The organism is Streptomyces sp. NPDC048288 (assembly GCF_043201555.1).
In the GTDB taxonomy this organism is placed as follows: domain Bacteria; phylum Actinomycetota; class Actinomycetes; order Streptomycetales; family Streptomycetaceae; genus Streptomyces.
Window position 1 is genome coordinate 545,193 of sequence record NZ_JBICZD010000004.1, and the last position, 22,592, is coordinate 567,784.

Consider the following 22,592-nt stretch of genomic DNA (forward strand, 5'->3'; position numbering starts at 1 on the left):
AACCCCTCAGTCCTCCAGCCGGTCGAGCTGCCGCAGCTTGTTGGTCGCGTCCAACGCCGCGACCTTGTACGACTCCGCGAGCGTCGGGTAGTTGAACACGGCATCCACCAGGTAGTCGACGGTGCCGCCGCAGCCCATCACCGACTGGCCGATATGGATCAGTTCTGTCGCTCCGGTACCGAAGCAGTGCACGCCGAGCAGCCGCCGGTCCTCGGGGGAGACCAGAAGCTTCAGCATGCCGTGCGAGTCGCCGATGATCTGGCCCCGGGCCAGCTCCCGGTAGCGGGCCACCCCGACCTCGAACGGCACGCAGTCCTCGGTGAGCTGGTCCTCGGTCCGCCCGACGAAGCTGATCTCCGGGATGGTGTAGATGCCGATGGGCTGGAGGTTGTCCATCTGGCCGACCGGTTCCCCGAAGGCGTGGTAGGCGGCGACCCGGCCCTGTTCCATCGAGGTCGCGGCGAGCGCCGGGAAGCCGATGACGTCGCCGACGGCGTAGATGTGCGGCACCTCCGTGCGGAAGTGCTCGTCCACCGTGATCCGGCCCCGCCGGTCCGCCGCGAGGCCCGCCTTGTCCAGGTCCAGGCCGTCGGTCAGGCCCTGCCGTCCGGCCGAGTACATCACCGTGTCCGCCGGTATCTTCTTGCCGCTCTCCAGCACGGTCAGCGTGCCCCGCGGGTGCCGTTCGACGGCGGCGACGGTCTCGCCGAACCGGAAGGTGACGGCCAGGTCCCGCAGGTGGTACTTGAGGGACTCGACGACCTCGACGTCGCACATGTCGAGCATGGCCGGGCGCTTCTCCACCACGGTGACCTTGCTGCCCAGCGCCGCGAACATCGAGGCGTACTCCATGCCGATCACCCCGGCGCCCACGATCACCATGGAGCGCGGCACCCGCTCCAGCGACAGCACGTTGTCCGAGTCCATGATGGTGCGGCCGTCGAACTCGACGCTGTCCGGGCGGGCCGGCCGGGTGCCGGTGGCGATGACGATGTGATCGGCCGTCAACACCCGTTCATTGCCGCTCGGTTCGCGCAGCGCGACGGTGTGCGGGTCGACGAACCGGCCGGTGCCGGAGCAGAGCGTGACGTGGTTGCGGGAGAGCTGGTTGCGGATGACGTCCACCTCGCGGCTGACCACGTGCTGGGTGCGCGCGGTCAGGTCGGCGACGGTGATGTCCTCCTTCAACCGGTAGCTCTGGCCGTACAGATCGCGCTGGGTGAGACCGGTCAGGTAGAGGACCGCCTCGCGCAGGGTCTTGGAGGGGATGGTGCCGGTGTGGATGGACACACCGCCGACCATCTCGGGGCTGTCGACCACGGCTACCCGGCGGCCGAGCTTGGCCGCCGCGATGGCGGCCTTCTGGCCGCCGGGTCCGGATCCGATGACGAGCATGTCGAAGTCTGGCACCTTGGGGAGTCTGTCAGCAGGCGCCCCCGCTTCGAAAGGGTGGACGGGCAACCTTCGCGTGAAATCCGGTGCGGACCTGGGCCGTTGCTTCCTACGCGGGCCGGCGTCGGGCTAGGCCGCCCCGCCGGTGCGGCCCTCGCGCAGCTGCTGGGCGCGCCGGAACAGCGCGTCGGTCGTCCCGGCCAGCACCCCGGCGAACAGCGCTGGGGTGTAGAAGGATCCGGCCGCGTCGGCCACCTCCCGCGCCGGGAGGGTGATCTGGGGGAGGCCGGTGCGGTGCAGCTCCTCGATCGAGGTCCCCCACACGATCCGGCCCACCCCGGCCCAGGCGCAGGCGCTCATGCACATGGCGCACGGTTCCGCGGTCGAGTACAGCGTCGTCGCGGCCCATCCGTGGTTGCCGACGCGGCGCACGTAGTCGGCCATGGCCACCATCTCCCCGTGGTACGTGGGGTTCTCGGCCGAGGCGTTGACCCCCCGCCCCAGGACCCGGCCCGAGCCCACGAACACCGCGCCGAAGGGATAGAGCTCGTTGCCGTACGCCTCCTCGACCGCGCGTCGCATGAACCGGGCGTGCTCCGCGCCGCCTTCGTCGGCGGGACGGGCGGGGACGGACCGCGGCACGGGTGCGGGGGGCGCGGCGGACGCCACGCCCGCCGTGCCGAGCAGCCCGAGCAGGCGGCGCCTGGTCCAGGTCATCGTCCCTCCTGCCCCGGGGCCGGTCGGGACCCGGCGTGGTCGGCGAGGTGGTCCCGGACGAGGGAGAGCGGGCTCGGGTCGGGTTCCAGGCCGAGCGCGGCGGCGCGGGAGTGGTCGAAGACGGCGGGCCAGGAGCCCACGACGGCCTCGATGGCCGGGTCGGGGGCGACGGTCACCAGGTCGGCGGCGGCGTCCCCGGCCACCTGCCGCAGGGTCGCGAGCAGCTCGGCGACCGAGACCGTGAGTCCGGGGAGGAGGACCGGTGCCTGGCCGTCGAGGCGGCCCGGTCCGCTGCCGCGCTCGGCCTCGGCGACCCGCAGCAGCCCCCGGACGGTGCGCCGGGGCGAGGCCAGGGCCACCCGGAGCCCGGGGTCGACCGGGCAGACGGCCGGGAGCCCGGCGAGCGGCTCGCGGACGATCGAGGAGAGAAAGCCCGAGGCGGCCGCGTTCGGGCGGCCCGGCCGGACCGCGACGGTCATCAGCCGGGCGACCCGTCCGTCCACGAAGCCGCGGCGGGTGCAGTCCGCGATCAGGTGCTCGCAGATCAGCTTCTGTGTTCCGTAGCTGGTCCGCGGGAAGGGCGGGGTCGCCTCGCTGACGACGGGCGGCAGCGGCAGCGCCGGGTCGCCCCCGTAGACGGCGAGGCTGCTGGCGAACACCAGCCGGGGGACCGGTCCGCCGCCGGAGGACTGCGCCCGGGCCGCTTCGAGCAGCGCGCGGGTCGTGTCCACGTTGGCGCGCATCCCCAGGTCGAAGTCGGCCTCGCACTCGGCCGACACGGCCGCGGCGAGATGGAAGACGACGTCGACGGGCTCGGCGAAGACCTCGTCGAGGCGGTCGGCGAGCTCGCCGTGCACGCGCTCCACGAACGGGTCGTCGGCCGCCGCGGGCCCGGAGCCCGGGACCCGGTCGGCGAGCACCAGCCGGTCGACCGGGGCGCCGCACAGGGTCCGGGACGCCCGCAGGGCGGCGGCGAGCAGGCCGCCCAGGAAACCGGACGCACCCGTGATGACGACCCTCATGTCCACTCCTCGGGGCAGCCGGACCGCGGGCGGCGACGGTCTACCCACGTCGGCCCGCCGGGCAAACACCGAGGGGCGCCGACCGGCCGCCACCGGCGGGGTCCGTCCGGTGCCGGAGCGGCGCCCGCACCGTCACCGCCCCGCCGCCGTCGTCAGGGCAGGAGCCGCTCGATGCAGTTCGGCCCCTCGCGCTCCATCTTCTTCCTGGCCCATTCCAGCGTGGCCGGGGTGACGTCCCGGCCGGACGCCAGCACCACGTCCTCGGGCGCCACTCCGGAGCCGGGGGCGCTGTGCAGCAGGGAGTCCGGGGTGGCGCGCTCGTCGGGCGACCGGGACGCTTCGGGTTCTGAGGTCGACATGGGTCCCTCCTTCGGCGGAGCGGGGTGCACACTCTCACGATTGCCCGCCCGGCCGCACCCCGCATCCCGAACGGCCCGGGGCCGGAGCGCGGACCGCCACCCGGTGCGGAAAGGAAAGCGTCCCTTTTAAGCTGGAAGGTACCTGTACATCCGTTCCGGGGAGGCCGTCGCGATGGCCGAACAGCCGTTCTATGAGAATGCGCCCGGTAGCCCCCGCTACCTGCCGATCGCCGAGCACGGGCTGATCGGGGACCTGCGCAGCGTCGCCCTGGTCGGCAGCAACGGCACCATCGACTGGTACTGCAGCCCGTCCTTCGACGCCCCCAGCGTCTTCGCCGCCGTCCTGGACGCCGAGCGCGGCGGTCACTTCGCGCTGGCCCCGGCCGTACCGGCCCGCACCAAGCAGTTCTACTTCCCCGACACCAACGTGCTGATCACCCGGTTCTTCACCGACGACGGCGTCGGCGAGGTCCAGGACTTCATGCCGGTCACCGGCGAGTCCGACGAATGCGAGCGGCACCGGCTGATCCGCCGGGTGCTCTGCGTCCGCGGCACCGTCCCCTTCCGGGTCCGGGTGGCGCCCCGCTTCAACTACGGCGCCGACCCGCACACCCTGACCCTGCTCGACGGCACCGTCCTGTTCGAGTCCCCGGCACAGTCCCTCGCGCTCACCTCCACGGTGGCCCTGGAGAGCGACGGCCCCGACGCCTGCGCCGACTTCAAGATCGCCGAGGGTGAGTCGGCCGTCTTCGCCCTCGACCAGGCCGGCGAGCACATCGCCCCGCGCGGCTGCGCCCGCTTCGAGGCCGAGCGGCAGTTCGAGGCCACCGTCCGCTACTGGCGCCGCTGGCTGCACCAGTCCCGCTACCGGGGCCGCTGGCGCGAGATGGTGCACCGCTCCGCCCTCACCCTGAAGCTGCTCACCTACGCGCCCACCGGGGCCATCGTCGCCGCCCCCACCACCAGCCTCCCCGAGCAGTTCGGCGGCGAACGCAACTGGGACTACCGCTACGTCTGGATCCGCGACGCCGCCTTCGCCGTCTACGCCCTGCTGCGGCTCGGCTTCGCCGGCGAGGCCGAGGCCTTCATGAAGTTCGTGACCACCTACATCAGCCCCGGCGACGGCTTCGCCTCCGGCCCGCTGCAGATCATGTACGGCATCGACGGCCGCACCGAGCTGCCCGAACGCGAGCTCCCGCACCTGGAGGGCCACTGCGGCTCGGCCCCGGTCCGGGTCGGCAACGACGCCGCAGGCCAGCTCCAGCTCGACATCTACGGCGCCCTCATCGACTCGATCTACCTCTACGACAAGTGGGCCCAGCCCATCTCCAGCGCCCAGTGGGACGACGTCACCCGCCTCGTCGACTGGGTCTGCGCCCACTGGGACCAGCCCGACGAGGGGATCTGGGAGACCCGCGGCGGCCGCAAGAACTTCCTCTACTCCCGGCTGATGTGCTGGGTGGCCATCGAGCGGGCGATCCGCCTCGCCAACCGGCGCGGCCTGCCCGCCGACCTGCCCCGCTGGCGGCAGTGCCGCGACACGATCTACCGGTGGATCATGGACCGCGGCTGGTCGGAGCGGCGCGGCGCCTTCGTCCAGCACGAGGGCGGCGAGGTCCTCGACGCCTCACTCCTCATGATGCCCCTGGCCAAGTTCATCGCCCCGACCGACCCCAAGTGGCTCTCCACCCTGGACGCCCTCACCGAGGACCTGGTCTCCGACTCCCTCGTCTACCGCTACGACCCGCAGGCCAGCCCCGACGGACTCCGCGGCGACGAGGGCACCTTCTCCATCTGCTCGTTCTGGTACGTCGAGGCCCTGGTGCGCGCCGGACGCGTGGACGAGGCCCGGCTCGCCTTCGAGAAGATGCTCACCTACGCCAACCATCTCGGCCTGTACGCCGAGGAGATCGGCCGCACCGGCGAGCAACAGGGCAACTTCCCGCAGGCGTTCACCCACCTCGCCCTGATCAGCGCCGCCTTCAACCTGGACCGGGCGCTGGGCTGAGGGTCAAGGAAGGGGCTGCTCCGCCCAGATGACCTTGCCGGCCGGTGTGTAACGGGTGCCCCAGCGCTCGGCCAGCTGCGCGACCAGGAACAGCCCCCGGCCGCCCTCGTCGGTGCTCGCCGCGTACCGCAGGTGCGGCGAGGTGGTGCTGGCGTCGGAGACCTCGCAGATCAGCGTACGGTCGCGGAGCAGCCGTACCCCGATGGGCGCCCGGCCGTGCCGGATGGCGTTGGTGACCAGCTCGCTGAGGATCAGCTCGGTGGTGAACGACAGCTCGTCCAGGTCCCACTCGGCCAGTCGGCGGGTCACCTTGGCCCGCACCTCGGAGACGGCCGCGGGATCGGCCGGCACCTGCCACTCGGCGATCCGGTCCGCGCCCAGCGCCCGGGTCCGGGCCACGATCAGCGCCACGTCGTCGCTGGGGCGGGCCGGCAGCCGCTCCAGGACCGCCGCACACGTCTCGTCGGGGGTGCCGTCGACCGCCGACTCCAGGGCACCGGCGAGCAGTTCCAGACCCTCGTCGATGTCCCGCTGCCGGTCCTCGACCAGCCCGTCGGTGTACAGGACCAGCCTGCTGCCCTCCGGCAGCTCCAACTCGGCCGTCTCGAAGGGCAGTCCGCCCACACCCAGCGGCGGACCCGCCGGCACGTCCGGGAACTCCACACTGCCGTCGGGCCGCAGCAGCGCCGGCGGCGGATGACCGGCCCGGGCGAGCGTGCAGCGCCGGGAGACCGGGTCGTAGATCGCGTACAGACAGGTCGCGCCGGTGATGGTGGCCGCGTTGTCCGCGGGGGTCTCGTCCTGGTCGATACGGCCCACCAACTCGTCCAGCAGCACCAGGAGTTCGTCGGGCTGCAGGTCGAGCGCCGTGAAGTTGTGCACGGCGGTGCGCAGCCGCCCCATGGTCGCCGCCGCGTGCAGCCCGTGCCCCACCACGTCCCCGACCACCAGCGCCACCCGGGCCCCGGACAGCGGCAGCACGTCGAACCAGTCGCCGCCGACACCCGCCTGCGCCGGCAGATAGCGGTAGGCGATGTCCAGCGCGGTCTGCTCGGGCAGCCGGCGCGGCAGCAGACTGCGCTGCAGGGTGACCGCCATGCCGTGCTCGCGCGTGTAGCGGCGGGCGTTGTCGATGGAGACGGCGGCCCGGGCCACCAGCTCCTCGGCGAGGGTCAGTTCCTCCGTGTCGAAGGGGTCCGGCTTCTCCGAGCGGCAGAAGTTGGCCAGGCCCAGCACCAGGTTCCCGGCCCGCAGCGGCACGGTGATCAGCGAGTGGATGCCGAACTCCAGGATCTGACCGGTGAGTTCCCGGTCCTGGGCGCGCCAGCCCGGTGCGTCCCGCAGCCGCGGCTCCACGACCGACTCACCGGTCTCCAGACCGCGGGCCTGCGGCGAGGACGGCACGAACCGGATCCGCTCGCCGACGGCGTACAGCGGGGCGTCCTTGCGGATGCCGGTGAACGCCACCCGGCGCAGCGGGTCCCCGGGCCCCGGCTCCTCGCCCTTGAGGACCGCGTCGTACAGGTCGATGGTGACGTAGTCCGCGAACCGGGGCACGGCCAGCTCCGCCAGCTCCTCGGCGGTGCGGGTGACGTCCAGGCTGGTGCCGATGCCCACCCCGGCGTCGTACAGCATGTTCAGCCGCTCGCGGGCCACCTCGGCGCGGCCGGAGAGGGCCCGCAGCTCGGTGGAGTCGCGCAGGGTGGTGACGCTGCCCGGCGGGCCGCCGCGCACCTCGATGGGGCGCTGGTTGACGGCCAGCAGACGGTCCTTGACCCGATGCACCTCGTCGGTGGCGACCCGCCCCGAGGCGATCAGCTCCGCCGTGCCGCCGTCCAGGCCGAGCTCCAGGACCGGGCGGCGCTCGGCGTCCCGGGGCAGGTCCAGCAGGCGCTGCGCCTCGTCGTTGGCGAGCATCAGCCGGCCGTCGCCGCCGACGATCAGCACGCCCTCCCGCACGGAGTGCAGCACCGCGTCGTGGTGCTCGTACATGCGGGTCATCTCGTCCGGGCCGAGACCGTGCGTCTGGCGCAGCAGCCGCCGGCTGACCAGGGCCGTCCCGGCCGTCGCCAGCGCCAGTGCGGCGGCGGCCGCGGCCAGCAGCAGCGGCAGCTGCTGGTCGGCGGTGCCGCCCACGTGCGCGGTGGTGATGCCGGCCGACACCAGGCCCACCACCTTGCCGTCGGTGTCCCGCACCGGGACCACGGCCTGCACCAGCTCCCCGATGGTGCCGTGGACCTCCTCGGTGACGGTCCCGCCGGCCAGCGCGGCCCCGATGTCGCCGACGAACTTCTTGCCGATGCGGTCCGGCTTCGGGTGCGTGTAACGGATGCCGTCGGTGTTCATGACGACGATGAAGTCCACGCCCGTCGACTTGCGGGCCGCCTCCGCCTTCGGCTGGAGCACGGCCGTCGGATCAGGCAGCCGCAGGGCCGCCGCCGTGCCGGGCGCGTTGGCGAACGTCTCGGCCACCGCCACGGACCGGTTGCGGGCCTCCGTGGTGCTGTCCCGGCGGACCTGGAGCACCTGCGCCACCACGGCCGACACGACCAGCAGCAGCACGATCACCACTTGCAGCACGAACACCTGGCCGGCCACGGAGCGTCCGCTCAGCGCCGACCACAGCGGTCCGGACCGGAAACGGCCCCGCCCGCCCGTTCCCCGCCGCTCCCGCGCGGTGAGCGGCGCGCGCGGAGTCGCCGAGCGGGGCGGCCGGATGTCGGACCGGCCGGACTGACGGACCATGAGCCCATGTCTACACTGCGCGGCCCCCCGAGGCGAGAGCGTCTCAGGAGGTAACCGGCGCGACACCCCGCGGGGCCACGTCACCGACCGCGTGCGGGCGGCGGCTGGCGAGCAGCAGCGCCACGTCGTCGGGGCGGTCGGTGGCGTGCCGCGCCATCGCGGTGAGCTGGTCGGCCACCCCGGACAGGGACCGGCCACCGCGCCCGCCCGGCGCCGCCCCGGCCCGCGCCAACGCCTCCCGCAGCGCCGAGATGCCGTCGTCTATGTCGGCTCCCGGCCGTTCCACCAGCCCGTCCGTGTACAGAGCGAGGATCGCGTCCGGCTCCAGCTCCAGTTCCGTCACCGGATACCGGGCCCGCGGGTCCACGCCCAGCACCACACCACCGGGGATCTCCAGGACACGGGTGCGGCCGTCCGGACCGCGCAGCAGGGGCGGCGGATGACCGGCCCGGGCGACCCGGGCGTGCCCGGTGGCGGGGTCCAGGCGCAGATAGCAGCAGCTCGCGAACTGACCCGGGTCCAGGCCGATGAGCAGATGGTTGGTGCCGCTCATCACCTCGTCCGGCGGCCGGTCGCCGAGCGCGAACGCCCGGACCGCGCTGCGCAGTTGGCCCATGGTGGCCGCGGCCTGCACCCCGTGCCCCTGGACGTCGCCGATGACCAGGGCGAGGCCGTCACCGGCCTCGACGACGTCGTACCAGTCGCCGCCCACGTCCATGCCCTGGGTGCCCGGCAGATACCGCCCCGCGGTCTCCACCCGCGGATGCGCCGACAGCCGGCGGGGCAGCAGCGCCTGCTGCAGACCGCGTGCCAGGGCGGCCTCGCTGTCGTAGCGCTGGGCCTTCTCCATCGCGTGCGCGATCAGGCCCGCGAGCGCCGTGAGGACCGTGCGCTCCTCGCTGCTGAAGCCGCGCTCGGCCTCGAAGCCGAGGATGCAGGTGCCCACCGGGCGGCCCGAGGCGATCAGCGGCAGGAAGGCACGGGCGCCCTGGTCGGCGTCCAGGGCGAGGCCCGGATAGGTGTCCGCCAGCTGCCGCATCGACTCGAAGAACAGCGGCCGGCCGGTGGTGAGCGACTCGACCCCGGGGATCCGGGCGTCCAGGCCGACGCCGTCGAAGGGGGCGAGGAAGCCCGGCGGGAAGCCGCTCTCCCAGGCCAGATAGAGATGCCGGTCCTGGAGCAGGTAGATGGCCAGCCGCCTGCCGCCGAACGCCGGGAGCAGCTCCTGCATCACCACCGCCGACACCTGCCGGGCGGTCACCGCGTCGGTCAGTGCGATGGCCAGCGCGATCGGACGGTACAGCGGGGCCATCGACGGGCCGCCGGGCCGGCCGCGCCCCCCTGCCGCGTCCGCGACGTCCGGCCCCGGCAGGTGCACGGCCGGGTCGATCCCGCCGGCGGCGGTCACGGTGCAGGTGACGACATCGGGGCCCGGGTGCAGGGACAGGGTGAGCCATTCGCCGTCACCGCCGCCCTCCCGGCGGACCTGGAAGTGCTGGGGGTCGGGGGCGAGCAGCGCCCCGCGCCAGTGGTCGTCGTACGCCGGCGCGCTCAGCCACGGCATGGCCTCCCACAGGGGCCGCCCGACCAGCTCGGAGCGCGGCAGGCCCGCCAGCCGGGCGGCGGCCGGGTTGGCGTAGCGGACGAGCCCCGTACGGTCCAGGCAGAACACGCCCTGGGGGAGCTGATCGGCGGCGCTGTCGGCGGCCCCGGCCGGGCCCGGCTCCACGACGATCCCGGAGACCGGGGACGGGCCGTCGGCGCCGGCCGGCGGCCACAGCTCCACCAGCCGCGCCGTGCCGTCCGCGGCCAGCACCTGCAGCGGCGAGACCGGCGGTTTGCCGGCCGCGGTCTCGCGCAGGGCGGCCAGTACGTGGTCGGCGTCGGCGGGGGCCACGGCCGCCGCCAGTCCGGGACCGGTGGCCGGGAACTCCTCGGGCGCCAGGCCGAGCAGCGTGTGCAGCCGGTCGTCCGCGCGCACCGCCGAGGTGGCCGGATCCCAGGAGAAACGGCCGATCAGGGCCGTCCCGGGAGAGGCCGTGGGCGGCCGTACGCACACCGGTTCGCCCTCCCAGGCGACCGCCGCGTCGCCCGCCTCCGCCACCAGCTCGCGCAGCCCGGTGCCCAGGTCCTCGGCCAGCCGGCACAGCCGGTCCAGGCCGGGCAGCTCGTCCTCGGTGTCCGGGGTCGCCGGGCGCAGCACGGTGAGCACCCCGAAGGACGGCTCCGCGCCCGGCACCGGCGTGTACACCGACCCGAACTGGAACGGCAGACCGGCCGCGAACTGCGGGTAGCGGCGCACCATCTCCGTGGCGTTGGGCAGCACCACCCGCGTACCGAGCCGGTAGGCGTCGGCGACCGGGAACGGCCGGTCCGCGTGCAGCCGCCACCAGGGCCGGAACAGCGGGCCGGGCAGCCCCACCAGGGTCGAGAGCCGCAGCAGCCCCGGGGTGCCGGAGCGCAGGTACACCCCGGCGACGTGGGCGTCCGCCGCGCCCAGGGCGGCGGTCGAGGCGTCGACCAGCAGCGCGGTCAGCCGTTCACGCGCCCGGCCCAGGTGCTCGCCGCTGCCAGTCATCCGGTCCTACCTCGTCCGTGCACCGCCGGGTGGGTGACACAGCAAGAATGCGTCAGAACGCCGTGGGAACGCACCCGGACGGCACGGATCGCTGCCCGATCCGTTACCACGGAGCGCCCGTCAGCCCCGGCCCACCGGGCGGAGCACCAGGTGGCCGTCCTCGCGGGCAGCCGCCATGGCGAACGGGAACGTGTCGGCCTCCAGGCACATCGGCACGTCCTCGGCGTGGACGCCCGTCCAGCCCAGCCGCACCCCCTCGGCGAGCCGCGCGGCCGCGCCGGAGTTCCGGGCCCGCTCCACGAACGGGCCCGGGGCCACGCCGTCGTCGGCCACGCGCCCGGCGATGTACTGGGCGCAGGCCAGGTCCTCGTCGGCCCGGCCGCCGTCGCCGGTGACGACGAAGGTGACCGCCTCCGGCCGCTCCCGCCGCAGCACGGCGGCGGTGGCCTCGGCGACCACGAAACTCGCGCACAGCAGCAGCCGGGCGTCCGCGACGGCCATCGCCCCGACCGTCCCGGCGGTGGTCTTCTGGATGATCGTGCGGCCCGCGACGTCCAGCGAGCGCAGCCGGGCCGGGGAGTTGGCCAGGTCGAAGCCCGGCACCACCGGACCGTCCTGGAAGGCCAGCCAGCCTGGGTGACCGGCCTTCAACTCCAGTGCCTCGTCGAGGGTGTCGGCGAAGACGATCCGCTCGGCACCCCGCCGGAAGGCCCAGGCGGCCACCGTGAAGGCGCGCATCACGTCGATGACGACGGCGACTTCGGGCGTCGAGGACAGACCGGCGACTCCGGTGTACGTGGCTCGCATCTCCCCATCATGCCCTGGACGGCTCAGAGTTCGGGTTCCTCCGCCGGCAGCACCCGGGCCGCGCGCATCGAGCGCAGGGCCAGCAGCAGGACGCCGATGTCGTCCAGGTAGATCGGGTCGGGCAGCAGGTCGGTCGGGAGCACCAGATACAGGACGGCACCCCAGAACACCCAGCGCGGGCCGGTCGGCAGCCCGGCCCGGCGCAGGGTGCGCCGGGTGCGGACCAGCCGTACGAGTACGGCGACGGCCCCTGCCAGCAGGGCCGCGGCGACGATCGCGCAGATCAGAAGCACGGTCGTGGTGGTGTCCATGGCTGTCCTGTCGTCCGGCCCCGATCCGGCCCGGGGTCTCTCACTGGTCCGTCTTCCCGGATTCGTCCCCGGGCATGGGCGCGGACGTCTCGTTCCTCGCCTTCGGGACCCGCAGCCCCTTGAAGGCGCGGGTCAACTGCTGGAGCGGCGAGGCGGGTTCGGCCGGCGACGCGGGCGGCAGGGCGGCCAGGGGAGCGGGGGTGTCCCGGAGGGCCGCGAGCGCCTCGTGGGCCCGCTCGGCGGACTCCCGGTACAGGTCCCGGGACCTGGTCATGGCCTCCAGCGCCTCGGAGTACTGCGCGACGAGCTTGCGCTCGCGCGCCAGCTCCTCCTCCAGGGTCATCAGGGTCCAGTTGTCCCGCAGATCGGCCAGCGCCTCCTCGGTGCCCTCCGGGGCGGGTCTCGGCAGCGCGCCGAACCGGGTCACGGCGGCGATCAGCTCGGTGGGCTCCGAGCCGTCCAGGAAGACGCTGCGCACCGCGTACTCCCCCGCCGCGTAACCGGCCGGCGCCGGGTCCGGGGGCAGCAGGACGGCGCCGCCGCGCGGCACCTCGACGCCGAGGTCGCGCAGCGCCCAGTTCACGGCACGGAACTGCTGGGGCGAGGCCCGGTGCTCCACCACGCGGTGGGCGAGACCGGGCGGCAGCCGCCGCACCAGCGGCCGCCGGCCGAGCGCGTCGGGCGTCATCGCCTCGTGCACGACGAGGTTGACGCACCAGGCGTCCTTCGCCGCGTCGCGCAGGACACGGCGCATCTCCTTGTCGTCGGAGGGCAGCGGGTTGACGGTGCGCAGCCGCACGCCCGCGACGGCGGGGAGGTAGTCCCAGGCGGCCTCGCCGCCGTCCCCGGCCTCGTCGCCGTCGGGCCAGAACATCGTCGCCGGGGAGGGCCAGGCGTCGTCCCAGGGCCGGTCGGCCTCGGCGATCAGCTGCCACTCCCGCCCGGCCTGCCGGCCCTCCTGCGATACGAGGGTCAGCCGGGCGCGGACGGTCACCGCGCCGTCGTCGACGCGCCAGCGGGCCTCGAAGACCCGCCGGGCGGGATCCTCGGGCACGGCGGGTTCGACGAAGTCGTCAAGGGCGCCGGTCTCCTTGCGGCGGCGCAGGATCCGGCGGATCACCTCCTCGGAGTCCGGGCCCGTGTGGCGGCCACGGGCGGGCCAGACGGACTGCGGAAGGACGGCACGGTCGGCGGCGGAGTTCGACATAGGCCAATCTGCTGGTGGAAGCGGGGGTGCGTCCTCCAGTATCACCGCCCGGGAGCGTGTCCCACCGAGCGGGGCCGCCCGCGCCCGGGAAGCGCGCCCCGCGCCCGGGGTGCGAACCGTGCGCGCCATACGGCACCGGTTCACCCGTGCCCCCGCTCCGGCCCACCGCACACAATGATGCGGCGACCGGGGTCCGCCCACCCATCCGCTCAGGGACGGGCCCCGGTCGCCGGTGCTCCGGCGAGGGTGTGGAGGGGGGCGTCGGCGGTGGTGGTGGGCGGGTGGGAGTCGGCCGTCCGGCGGTGGATGTGGGAGGGGGCCGACGGTGATCCGTCGGCCCCCTCACGGTGTCTCAGCGGGTCACACGCCGCTCTCGCGCAGCATGTCCTCGCGCTCGACGAGCTTCACGCGCTCACGGCCCTGCGGCTCGCCCAGCGCCTTCTCGGCGGCGTCCAGCTTGTACCAGCCCTCCCAGGTGGTGAAGCGGACGTTCCGCTCGGCGAGGAAGGCGTCCACGGCCTCCGGCGCGGGCGCCTCCGGGGTCTGCAGGCGGCCGCCCGCGTAGTCGGCCAGCAGGTTGGACACCGTCTCGTTGGCGTCGCCCTTGGTGTGGCCGATCAGGCCGACCGGGCCGCGGCGGATCCAGCCGGTGACGTACGTCGACCGGAGGTGGCTGCCGGACTCCTCGATGACCCGGCCGCCCTCGTCCGGGACCGTGCCCGACTCGATGTCCCAGGGCAGCTTGGGCAGCTTGTCGGAGAGGTAGCCGACCGCGCGGTAGACCGCGGTGACGTCCCAGTCCTTGAACTCGCCGGTGCCCTTCACGTTGCCGGTGCCGTCCAGGGCGGTGCGCTCGGTGCGCAGGCCGGTGACCTTGCCGTCCTCGCCGAGGATCTCGGTGGGCGACTCGAAGAAGTGCAGGAAGAGCTTGTGCGGGCGGTCGCCGACATCGCGGATCGCCCAGTTCTCCAGGGTCTTGGCGACCATGTCGGCCTGCTTGTTGCCGCGCCGGGTCTCGATCGAGCCCTTGTCGTAGTCGATGTCCTCGGGGTCGACGATGACCTCGATGTTGGGGGAGTGGTCCAGCTCCCGCAGCTCCATCGGGGAGAACTTCGCCTGCGCCGGGCCACGGCGGCCGAAGACGTGCACTTCGAGCGCCTTGTTGGCCTTCAGTCCTTCGTGGACGTTCGGCGGGATCTCCGTCGGCAGCAGCTCGTCGGCGGTCTTGGCGAGGACGCGGGCCACGTCCAGGGCCACGTTGCCGACGCCGAGCACCGCGACCTTCTCGGCCTCCAGCGGCCAGGTGCGCGGCACGTCCGGGTGGCCGTCGTACCAGGAGACGAAGTCGGCGGCGCCGTAGGAGCCGTCCAGCTCGATCCCGGGTATCCGCAGCTCGCGGTCGGCGGTCGCGCCGGTCGAGAAGATCACCGCGTCGTAGAACGAGCGCAGGTCGTCGAGGCTGATGTCGGCCGGGTAGTCCACGTTGCCGAAGAGGCGGATCTGCGGCTTGTCGAGCACCTGGTGCAGGGCCGTGATGATGCCCTTGATGCGCGGGTGGTCGGGGGCGACGCCGTACCGGATCAGGCCGAACGGGGCGGGCATCCGCTCGAAGAGGTCGATGGACACGCCGGGCTCGGCGGCCACCTCGGACTTGAGCAGGGCGTCGGCGGCGTAGATCCCGGCCGGGCCGGCACCGACGATGGCTACCCGCAGGGGGCGCGGCATGATCAGGTTCCCTTCGAGTGGTGACAATCGACCGAGTGAAGACAATCGATCTCGAACGGGAAGCCTAAACTAAGGCAGTCCTAAGTTAGTACGCGGGTCCGGTCTATGACCTCATAAGCCGATCTTATGCCCCCTCCCGGGCCCGGCTTATGCCCCGAGGACGTTACCGGTGCCCTCCAGGTGCTTGGCGGCCGCCCCGGGCATGCACCAACCTGTCCTCTGCGGATCACCGAGGCGCGGTGGCCCAAGGGCGAGGGGTGAGGGCGTGGACGCACGCGGGGAGACGGCCGTCGCGGTGACCGGCGGCAGCGGGTTCGTCGGCAGCCATCTGGTACGGCGGCTGCTGGAGCGGGGGTACCGGGTCCACGCCACCGTCCGCGGCGCCTCCGACGCGCCCAAGGTCCGGCCCCTGTGGGAGCTCCACGAGGCCTTCCCCGGCCGGCTCGCCCTGTTCGAGGCCGACCTGCTGAAGGAGGGCTCCTTCGACGAGGCGTTCCGCGGCTGCGCGACCGTCTTCCACGTGGCCTCGCCGTTCCTGATGCCGGAGCGGATCAAGGACGGCCAACGGGACCTGGTGGACCCGGCGTTGCTCGGCACCCGCAATGTGCTCGGCGCCGTGGAGCGGACCCCGGAGGTGGAGACCCTGGTCTTCACCTCCACCGTGGGCGCGATCTTCGGCGACTACGCGGACGTCCGCGAGATGGCCGGTCAGCTGCTCACCGAGAAGTACTTCAACACCAGCAGCACGGTGGCGAACAACCCGTACCACTACGCCAAGACGGTCGCCGAACGCGCCGCCTGGGCCGCCGAGGCGGCCCAGGACCGCTGGCGCATGGTCTCGATCAACCCCGGCCTGATACTGGGCCCTTCCCTCACGCCCGCCTCCGAGTCCGGCAGCCTGTTCCTGCTGGACGAGCTGTTCAGGGGCTACTTCTGCTACGGCGCCCCGGACTTCAGCTTCACCACCGCGGACGTCCGCGACGTGGCCGACGCGCACATCGCGGCGGCGGAGAACCCGGCGGCCGGGGGCCGGTACATCGTGGCCAACGAGACGATGACCTCGTTCCACGAGATGTCGCGGATCATCCGCACCCGCCACCGGTGGGACCCGCGCCTGCCCCGCACCGCGCTCCCGCACGGTCCGGTACGGGTCCTCGGCCCGCTCTTCGGCCTCACCCAGGACTACATCGCCAAGCACCTCGGCATCCGCTTCCGCGTCGACAACGGCCGGAGCGTGCGCGAACTGGGCCTGGTCTACCGGCCGGTCGAGGAGACCCTCCTGGACCACCACGAGAGCTGGCGCTCGCGGCGCCGGAGGGTCTGACCTCGGTGGCCCGGGTCCGGCCTCGGCGGGCAGGGGGTCAGGCCGGGCGGACCACCCGGTGGATCGCCGACTCCCCGGCGTTGTAGATCGACTCCTCACGGATCGACGCACCCGGGCTCGGCGCGTGGATCATCATGCCGCCACCCGCGTAGATCCCGACGTGGCTGTCGTTGTCGAAGAAGAAGACCAGGTCGCCCGGTTCGACGGCGGCCAGTGTCATCGGGGTGCCGGCGAACGCCTGGTCCGCCGCGCCGCGCGGCAGCGTCACCCCGGCGGCGCGCCAGGCCGCCTGGGTCAGGCTGGAGCAGTCGTACGACTCCGGGCCGGTCGCCCCCCAGACGCACGGCCGCCCGATCTGCGCCTGCGCGAACGCCAGCGCCTTCATCGCCTTGCCCGGCTCGGCCGGGGCGACGGCCTGCTGGGGGAAGCCGACGGCAGCGGCGAAGGCGCCGGAGGCGGCAGGGGGTGCCGCAGCCGCGGGGGGCGCGGTCGGCAGCGGGGTGGTGGGGAGCGGAGCCGTGGCGACCGGGGCGGCGGTGGCCATCGGCACGACGGGCGCGGTCGGCGCCGTGGCGTACGCCATCGTCGCCCACGGCGGGTCCGGCACAGCCATGGGCATCGGCGCGGCGGGCACGACCGGCGCCGGGGCGGCGGCGTAGGCGGCGGCCGGGGGCTCCATACCGACGGCGTAGCCGCCCAGGTCGGCGCCGGGTGCCGCGAAGTAGGCCCCGGTGCCGGGGTCGACCTGAGGCATGGCGGCCATGGCAGCGGCGGGGGCGGCCGTGGCGTACGCGGCGGCCGGGTAGCCGGGGTCGGCGGCGACCGGGTAGCCGAGGTCGGCGGCGACCGTGTAACCGAGGTCGGCCGCGACCGGGGGCGCGCTCGCGTAGGCGGCGGTCGCGTTCGGCGCCATGGCCTGGTAGGTCCCGGCGTCCATCGGAGCCGCCATGGGCGCGACGGGGGCCGCAGCGGCGTACGCGGCGGCCGGCTCCGACGGGCCCGCGCCCGGGTAGGCACCCGCGTCGGGCGACGTCGGCATCGGGAACGAGCCCGTGGCGCCCGGGGTCATGATCCGGAAGGAACCGCTGTCCCCCGGTGACGGGGTCGGGACACCGCCCATGTCCATGGGCCCGGCGGCCGGGTAGGAACCCGTACCGCCCGGGGTCATGACCCGGGAGCCGCTGGTGTCCATCTGAGGCATGGCCTGGGTGGCGGGGGCGCTGCCCGGGCTCATGACGCGGGAGGCGGCGGCGTCCATCGGGGGCATCTGCTGGGGCGTGCCCGCACCGCCCGGGCTCATGACACGCGCGGCGCCCATGTCCACCGGAGGCATGACCTGCGTCGCGGGGGCACTGCCCGGGCTCATCACCCGGGAGGCGCCGAGGTCCATCGGGGGCATCTGCTGGGGCGCGCCGGCACTGCCCGGGCTCATGACGCGGGAGGCGCCCGTGTCCACCGTGGGCATGACCTGCGTCGCGGGGGCGCTACCCGGGCTCATCACGCGCGAGGCGGCGGCGTCCATCGGGGGCATGGCCTGGGGCGCGCCCGCACCGCCCGGGCTCATGACGCGCGAGGCGCCCATGTCCACGGGGGGCATGACCTGGGTCGCGGGGGCGCTGCCCGGGCTCATCACGCGGGAGGCGGCGGCGTCCATCGGGGGCATCGGCTGGGGCGTGCCCGCACCGCCGGGGGCCATGCCGCGGGACGCGCCGGCGCCGGCCGGGTTCCTGCGCTGGGGGGTGCCGGCGCTGGGGGACATGATGCGGAAGGTGCCGGTGTCCGAGGGGGACACGACGGGGATGGTGCCGGTGTCCGACGGGGTCGGCGCCGGGAGCCTGCCCGGGCCGGCGGGCGCGCCGGACCCGAAGGAGCCGCTGTCGGTGCGCTGGGCCGGGATGCCCATGGCGGGGGCCGCCCACTGCTGCTGCGCCGGGGCCTGGGGCGCGGAGACGCCCCACGAGATCTGCTGCTGCGCGATCTGCTGCCGCGCGGCGGGGGCCGCTTCGAGCGCCGCCACCGCACGCTGTCCGGTGCGCTGGGACAGCAGCTCACGGGCCTTGGCGATCTTGAGCTGGTTCCTGGTCTTGGAGGTGCCCGGCGCGGCCCGCTGCGGCGCGGCGGCGGACAGGGCCTTGGGCGGGCTCGACGGCCCGGCGGGCAGCGCGGCGGCGGGCCCGGCCGTCAGCTCCAGCTTCGGGCGCGCCGGCAGCTCGCGGACGACCTCGATCTCGGTCTGCCCCGACGGTCCCGCGGTCAGCTCCAGCCGGGACGGACCGGAGCCCTCCAGCTGGCCGAGCAGGTCGGCGGCCATGGAGCTGACGGGCCGGCGCGGGCCGGGCCGGCCGGGCATGCGGTCGGAGGGCAGCGCGGCGGGGACACTCGGCCCCAGCCTCGAACGCGCGCCGTCGAACCACTCCCGCGCGATGTTGTCCAGCCCCGGATCGTCACGGCGGGGCCGCTTGAACAGCGGGACACCGCGTGAGCGCGAGCCTCCGCTCATCGCACGGGTGGCGTTGTAGTTCCCGGTGGCGTTCTCGGCCTGGTCGTAGAGGTTGTTGATCCGCTGTCGAACCTCGTCACGGCTCTCGGACGCCATGGGGGTCGTGCTCCTTCCGTACTCCGCCTACCGGGTTAGCTGTCGGGTTCGGGCGTCGAATCCGGAAGGTATGCCCTACGGCCCTTGCCCTTGTGGGCAGTTGGCCGATTCACCCCAGTGATCGGTTGGGTCCCCGGCTCCGGATCGCCCCACGAGGGCACCGGACTCGGCGGAGGCCGCGCGGCCCGACGGGATTCGCCGGGGGGAGCCGAGCGGCTTACCCGTCAACTTAGCCAACTTGTGTCACTCGTGTGAAGGTTGACGTGCGTAATGTCCGATACGTATTTGTGATGTTCGTCGTACTGTTCGGTATGGGGCTGCGCGGGGCGGCATTTCGCGCATCCGCAGATCACAGTCGTACGACGACCAGGGCGGTGTCGTCGGTCGCGCCCTCCGGCGGCAGCAGCTCCCAGAGGACGGCATCGGCGAGATTTTCCGGGTCCAACTCGCGGTGTGCGGCGAGGGATCGGGTGAGCCGGGCGAGCCCGGTGTCGATGTCCTCGCGGCGGCGCTCGATGAGTCCGTCGGTATAGAGGACAAGGGTGGCGCCGTCCTCGAACGCGGTGACGGCCTGCGGGCGCGGTCGCGGATCGGGGCGGGCGTCGAGCGGGGGATCGGTGGCCCGGTCGAGGAGTTCCACCCGTCCGCCGGGGTGCAGCAGGGCGGGCGGCGGATGCCCGGCGCTGCTGTAGGTGACCGTGTGGCGGGCGAAGTCGACGAACGCCGTCACGGCGGTGGCCGACTCGGCACCGTCGATCACATGCGCGTACCGCCCCAGCACGCCGAGCGCCTGCGCCGGGCCTTCGGCCACCCGGGAGACCGCGCTGAGCGCACTGCGCAACTGCCCCATGACACAGGCCGCTTCGAGCCCGTGCCCGACCACGTCGCCGACCGAGACGCCGATGCGGTCGCCGCTGACCAGGTCGACCAGGTCGTACCAGTCGCCGCACACGTGCAGCGACCCGGTGGCCGGCCGGTAGCGCACCGCCGCCCGGTGGTGCTCCAGCTGCCGGGGCGCGGGCAGCATCGCCTCCTGCAGGGCGACCGCCACCTCGCGCTCCCGGGCGTGCGCCTGCCGCAGCCGTTCGTTGATCTCCTGCAGTTCGCCCGCGCGCCGGTACAGCTCGGCCTCCAGGACCTGGGTCCGGCCGTCGCCGACGGTCCGGCGCGCCCGGATCAGCTCGGTGACCTCCTCGACCCGGTGCACCAGCAGCACGACCTTCCCGTCCGGGCCGAGGACCGGCACGTTCACCGGGCTCCAGTAGCGCTGCTCCCAGTGCCCGGGCCGGTCGGGGAGCTCCACGTCGTACCGCTGCAGGGCCATGGTGTCCCGCTCGCCGGTGGCCAGCACCCGCAGCAGTGAGGTCTCCAGGTTGCGCATGCCGGTCGCGGTGCTGTCGTTCGGGTTGTCCGGGAACACGTCGAAGAGGTACCGGCCGATCATGTCCTCGCGCTTGCGCCCGGCCATGCGCAGGAACTCCTCGTTGGCGTCCGCGTACACCAACTCGGGGGTCAACAGGGCCACCATCCCGGGCAGTGTCTGGAACACCGCCGCGTAGTCGATCTCCGCCGCACTCATGACAGGGTCACCTCCCCGCCGTTTTCGCACCAGTTTCCCATGAAATATAAAAATCGCGCGGCGCGATCCGGACTCCTGGTGAATACCCTCTGCGGTCAGTCGGTCACTCCATGATGATGCTTCCTGTGAGGTCACCGTGAATTTCTGAGGCCGTTGAACACGGCGGCGCCGCGGTCCGTATGAAGCCGGGGATTTCCATGCCCGGCCGCCCACGACCACGCAGGGGTACGACCGTGAGTACGACCTTGAGACGCAACAGGCGCAGACGACCGACCGGTGCACGACGCGCGACCTTCGCAGCGGTCGCGCTGATGCTCGGCGGGGGAGGGCTGGTCGCGGTGAACGTCTACGCGTCGGCCACCGAGGGCGGCTCGGACCAGCAGCCCTGGCAGGGCCAGGTGTTCTCCGCGCCCACGGTCTACTGCCCCGACGTCGGCAGCGAGTTGACGGCGGTGCCCGACGGGGCCCGGTCCGACGTCGACCGTGAACTCGCCGAGCTGGACCAGCAGATCGCGGCCGCCTACCAGCAACTCAAGGAATCCGCCGCGGCGATCGAGCAGAACCCCGGCCTCGCCGACCAGACGATCATGAATCCGCTGAAGGAGAAGCGGTCCGGGACGCTCGGCCGGATCGCCGACGCCATCGGCCGCGAGGGCGACCGCCCCCAGGGCCTCGACGACCTCGCCGCCTGCACCCTGCGCTCCTCGAACCAGGACGGCGAGCAGTCGGCGGCACCCCAGGACAGCGCCACGCCCGGTCAGGGCGGCAACGGTCCGGTCGCCGCCGACTACGCCGACATCACCACCGTCCAGCCCAATGTGCGGACCCCGGCCGAGCAGTCCGGCGGCTCCACCGGCACCTTCGCCTCCAGCTGCGGCGTCAACGCGAACGGCCTGTTCAACTCGGACAACGTGATCGTCGCGCCCGGTGTCTCCAACGGCGCCCACCACTTCCACGACTACATCGGCAACCAGTCCAACAACGCCTTCGCCAGCGACCAGGACCTCGCCGACGCCGACACCACCTGCGTCGACCAGGGCGACAGGTCCACGTACTACTGGCCGGTCCTGCGGCTGCAGAACGGCAAGCAGGAGCGGGACGCCGACAAGCCGGGCGGTGGCACCGAGGGCAACGCCGGACAGATCGTCACGGCGAAGGAGGTCACGCTCACCTTCGAGGGCAACCCCACCTCCAAGGTCACCGAGATGCCCCGGCTGCTGCGCATCATCACCGGCGACGCCAAGGCCTTCGTCAACGGCCCCACCAACGCCAACGCCTCCTGGAGCTGCACCGGCTTCGAGGACCGCCAGCTCAAGGACAAGTACCCGCTCTGCCCCGCGGGCAGCGACGTGGTGCGCACGTTCAGGTTCCAGAGCTGCTGGGACGGCCGGAACATCGACAGCGCCAACCACCGCACCCATGTGGCGTTCGAGGCCGCGGACGGCAGCTGCCCGGCCGGTTTCGAGGCGATCCCGCAGCTGGTGCAGCGCATCGTCTACGACGTCGACGCGCCGAGCCTCCAGGACGGCGGCCGTACGGTCCCGCTGTTCGCGGTGGACTCGTTCCCCGAGCAGCTGCACAAGCCGGTCACCGACCACGGCGACTTCATCAACGTCTTCGACGAGAAGCTGATGCGGGAGATGGTCGACTGCATCAACTCCGGCCGGACCTGCGGGGCGGGCGCCGACCAGCAGGAGCCGCCGTCGCAGAGCGCCGAGCCCACCCCGAGCGAGACGGCCGGGTCCGGCGACACCCCGCCGGCCGAGTCGGCGACCCCGGTCACCCCGCCGAGCGAGCCGGAGAGCCCGGCCGAGAACCCCAGCGAGAGCGCCCGGCCGTCGGAGCCGCCGGCGGACCCGCCCGCCACGCAGACCACGCCCGGCGACACCGGGCTGCCGAGGGTCTACGCGAGCGCGTCCCCCAAGAAGTCGTCCGGCACCGGATCGGGCACCTCGGGCGACGCGGGCGGCGGTGCCATCAGCCGGCCGACGCAGCGGCCCGACACCGAGACGCCGACCAGCGGTGCCGTCGCCGCCCCGGCGGGCCAGGAGACCTCCCCCACCGCACCCATCGCACCCCAGACGGAACCCCAGACCCAGCCCCAGGCGGTCCAGGGCGGGCTCGCCGACACCGGCGCCCACCTCTGGCCGGCCGTCTTCGGCGGACTGCTGCTGGCCTCCGGGTTCGTACTGCTGTGGCGCACCAAGCGGGGTGGGGTCTGA

The 22,592-nt window shown here is 73.5% G+C and carries 15 protein-coding genes and 1 riboswitch; of the genes, 3 read left to right on the plus strand and 12 right to left on the minus strand.

Annotation, left to right across the window (positions count from 1 at the left end):
• Positions 1–6 precede the first annotated feature (6 nt).
• The 4 genes from sthA to ACGFZS_RS17905 all read right to left on the minus strand — a co-directional run bounded on the left by sthA (position 7) and on the right by ACGFZS_RS17905 (position 3,490).
• Positions 7–1,410, minus strand: coding sequence for a Si-specific NAD(P)(+) transhydrogenase (sthA, locus tag ACGFZS_RS17890; protein ID WP_393795857.1), 1,404 nt, complete (start codon positions 1,408–1,410; stop codon positions 7–9).
• A 111-nt stretch (positions 1,411–1,521) separates the two neighbouring features.
• Positions 1,522–2,109, minus strand: coding sequence for a nucleoside deaminase (locus ACGFZS_RS17895; protein ID WP_393795858.1), 588 nt, complete (start codon positions 2,107–2,109; stop codon positions 1,522–1,524).
• Positions 2,106–3,131 carry a D-erythronate dehydrogenase gene (gene denD, locus ACGFZS_RS17900; RefSeq protein ID WP_393795859.1) on the minus strand — a complete coding sequence of 342 codons (1,026 nt, stop codon included), beginning with the start codon at positions 3,129–3,131 and terminating at the stop codon, positions 2,106–2,108. Before denD ends, ACGFZS_RS17895 begins: the two co-directional genes overlap by 4 nt.
• 152 nt (positions 3,132–3,283) lie before the next feature.
• Complete coding sequence (locus ACGFZS_RS17905; protein WP_355718331.1) at positions 3,284–3,490, minus strand: hypothetical protein; 207 nt, start codon at positions 3,488–3,490, stop codon at positions 3,284–3,286.
• A 172-nt stretch (positions 3,491–3,662) separates the two neighbouring features.
• On the opposite strand from ACGFZS_RS17905, the gene ACGFZS_RS17910 reads away from it, so the two are divergent.
• On the plus strand, positions 3,663–5,498 hold the full coding sequence (locus ACGFZS_RS17910) for a glycoside hydrolase family 15 protein (RefSeq protein ID WP_393659038.1): 1,836 nt from the start codon (positions 3,663–3,665) through the stop codon (positions 5,496–5,498).
• 3 nt (positions 5,499–5,501) lie between these two features.
• Here the strand turns inward: ACGFZS_RS17910 and ACGFZS_RS17915 are convergent, their stop codons facing one another.
• From ACGFZS_RS17915 to ACGFZS_RS17940, 6 genes are all read right to left on the minus strand, one after another.
• Positions 5,502–8,243: a SpoIIE family protein phosphatase gene (locus ACGFZS_RS17915; protein WP_393795860.1), complete on the minus strand. Its 2,742-nt coding sequence runs from the start codon at positions 8,241–8,243 to the stop codon at positions 5,502–5,504.
• A 43-nt stretch (positions 8,244–8,286) separates the two neighbouring features.
• On the minus strand, positions 8,287–10,821 hold the full coding sequence (locus ACGFZS_RS17920) for a SpoIIE family protein phosphatase (protein ID WP_393795861.1): 2,535 nt from the start codon (positions 10,819–10,821) through the stop codon (positions 8,287–8,289).
• A 120-nt stretch (positions 10,822–10,941) separates the two neighbouring features.
• On the minus strand, positions 10,942–11,628 hold the full coding sequence (locus tag ACGFZS_RS17925; protein ID WP_393795862.1) for a 2-phosphosulfolactate phosphatase: 687 nt from the start codon (positions 11,626–11,628) through the stop codon (positions 10,942–10,944).
• Between the two features lie 23 nt (positions 11,629–11,651).
• Positions 11,652–11,939, minus strand: coding sequence for a DUF1232 domain-containing protein (locus ACGFZS_RS17930; RefSeq protein WP_365678744.1), 288 nt, complete (start codon positions 11,937–11,939; stop codon positions 11,652–11,654).
• Between the two features lie 40 nt (positions 11,940–11,979).
• Entirely contained in the window at positions 11,980–13,146 is a 1,167-nt protein-coding gene (locus ACGFZS_RS17935; RefSeq protein WP_393795863.1) for a hypothetical protein, read from the minus strand.
• A 360-nt stretch (positions 13,147–13,506) separates the two neighbouring features.
• Positions 13,507–14,871 (minus strand): FAD-dependent oxidoreductase, encoded by a 1,365-nt coding sequence (locus ACGFZS_RS17940; RefSeq protein ID WP_393795864.1) that lies wholly within the window; start codon positions 14,869–14,871, stop codon positions 13,507–13,509.
• 265 nt (positions 14,872–15,136) lie between these two features.
• On the opposite strand from ACGFZS_RS17940, the gene ACGFZS_RS17945 reads away from it, so the two are divergent.
• Complete coding sequence (locus tag ACGFZS_RS17945) at positions 15,137–16,195, plus strand: NAD-dependent epimerase/dehydratase family protein (protein WP_393795865.1); 1,059 nt, start codon at positions 15,137–15,139, stop codon at positions 16,193–16,195.
• A 37-nt stretch (positions 16,196–16,232) separates the two neighbouring features.
• Here the strand turns inward: ACGFZS_RS17945 and ACGFZS_RS17950 are convergent, their stop codons facing one another.
• On the minus strand, positions 16,233–18,791 hold the full coding sequence (locus tag ACGFZS_RS17950) for an NlpC/P60 family protein (protein WP_393795866.1): 2,559 nt from the start codon (positions 18,789–18,791) through the stop codon (positions 16,233–16,235).
• Positions 18,792–18,799: 8 nt separating this feature from the next.
• Positions 18,800–18,973, minus strand: a riboswitch (cyclic di-AMP (ydaO/yuaA leader).
• A gap of 167 nt (positions 18,974–19,140) precedes the next feature.
• Positions 19,141–20,370: a PP2C family protein-serine/threonine phosphatase gene (locus ACGFZS_RS17955; protein ID WP_393795867.1), complete on the minus strand. Its 1,230-nt coding sequence runs from the start codon at positions 20,368–20,370 to the stop codon at positions 19,141–19,143.
• 311 nt (positions 20,371–20,681) lie between these two features.
• On the opposite strand from ACGFZS_RS17955, the gene ACGFZS_RS17960 reads away from it, so the two are divergent.
• Positions 20,682–22,592 carry a DUF1996 domain-containing protein gene (locus ACGFZS_RS17960; RefSeq protein WP_393796026.1) on the plus strand — a complete coding sequence of 637 codons (1,911 nt, stop codon included), beginning with the start codon at positions 20,682–20,684 and terminating at the stop codon, positions 22,590–22,592.

Excerpts from the sequence above, each read along its gene's own strand:
- ACGFZS_RS17905 (WP_355718331.1), bottom strand. The coding sequence starts at position 3,490 with ATGTCGACCTCAGAACCCGAAGCGTCCCGGTCGCCCGACGAGCGCGCC.
- ACGFZS_RS17960 (WP_393796026.1), top strand. The coding sequence starts at position 20,682 with ATGCTCGGCGGGGGAGGGCTGGTCGCGGTGAACGTCTACGCGTCGGCC.
- ACGFZS_RS17940 (WP_393795864.1), bottom strand. The coding sequence starts at position 14,871 with ATGCCGCGCCCCCTGCGGGTAGCCATCGTCGGTGCCGGCCCGGCCGGG.
- ACGFZS_RS17910 (WP_393659038.1), top strand. The coding sequence starts at position 3,663 with ATGGCCGAACAGCCGTTCTATGAGAATGCGCCCGGTAGCCCCCGCTAC.
- ACGFZS_RS17935 (WP_393795863.1), bottom strand. The coding sequence starts at position 13,146 with ATGTCGAACTCCGCCGCCGACCGTGCCGTCCTTCCGCAGTCCGTCTGG.
- ACGFZS_RS17930 (WP_365678744.1), bottom strand. The coding sequence starts at position 11,939 with ATGGACACCACCACGACCGTGCTTCTGATCTGCGCGATCGTCGCCGCG.
- ACGFZS_RS17915 (WP_393795860.1), bottom strand. The coding sequence starts at position 8,243 with ATGGTCCGTCAGTCCGGCCGGTCCGACATCCGGCCGCCCCGCTCGGCG.
- ACGFZS_RS17950 (WP_393795866.1), bottom strand. The coding sequence starts at position 18,791 with ATGGCGTCCGAGAGCCGTGACGAGGTTCGACAGCGGATCAACAACCTC.
- ACGFZS_RS17955 (WP_393795867.1), bottom strand. The coding sequence starts at position 20,370 with ATGAGTGCGGCGGAGATCGACTACGCGGCGGTGTTCCAGACACTGCCC.
- ACGFZS_RS17920 (WP_393795861.1), bottom strand. The coding sequence starts at position 10,821 with ATGACTGGCAGCGGCGAGCACCTGGGCCGGGCGCGTGAACGGCTGACC.
- ACGFZS_RS17925 (WP_393795862.1), bottom strand. The coding sequence starts at position 11,628 with ATGCGAGCCACGTACACCGGAGTCGCCGGTCTGTCCTCGACGCCCGAA.
- ACGFZS_RS17895 (WP_393795858.1), bottom strand. The coding sequence starts at position 2,109 with ATGACCTGGACCAGGCGCCGCCTGCTCGGGCTGCTCGGCACGGCGGGC.
- denD (WP_393795859.1), bottom strand. The coding sequence starts at position 3,131 with ATGAGGGTCGTCATCACGGGTGCGTCCGGTTTCCTGGGCGGCCTGCTC.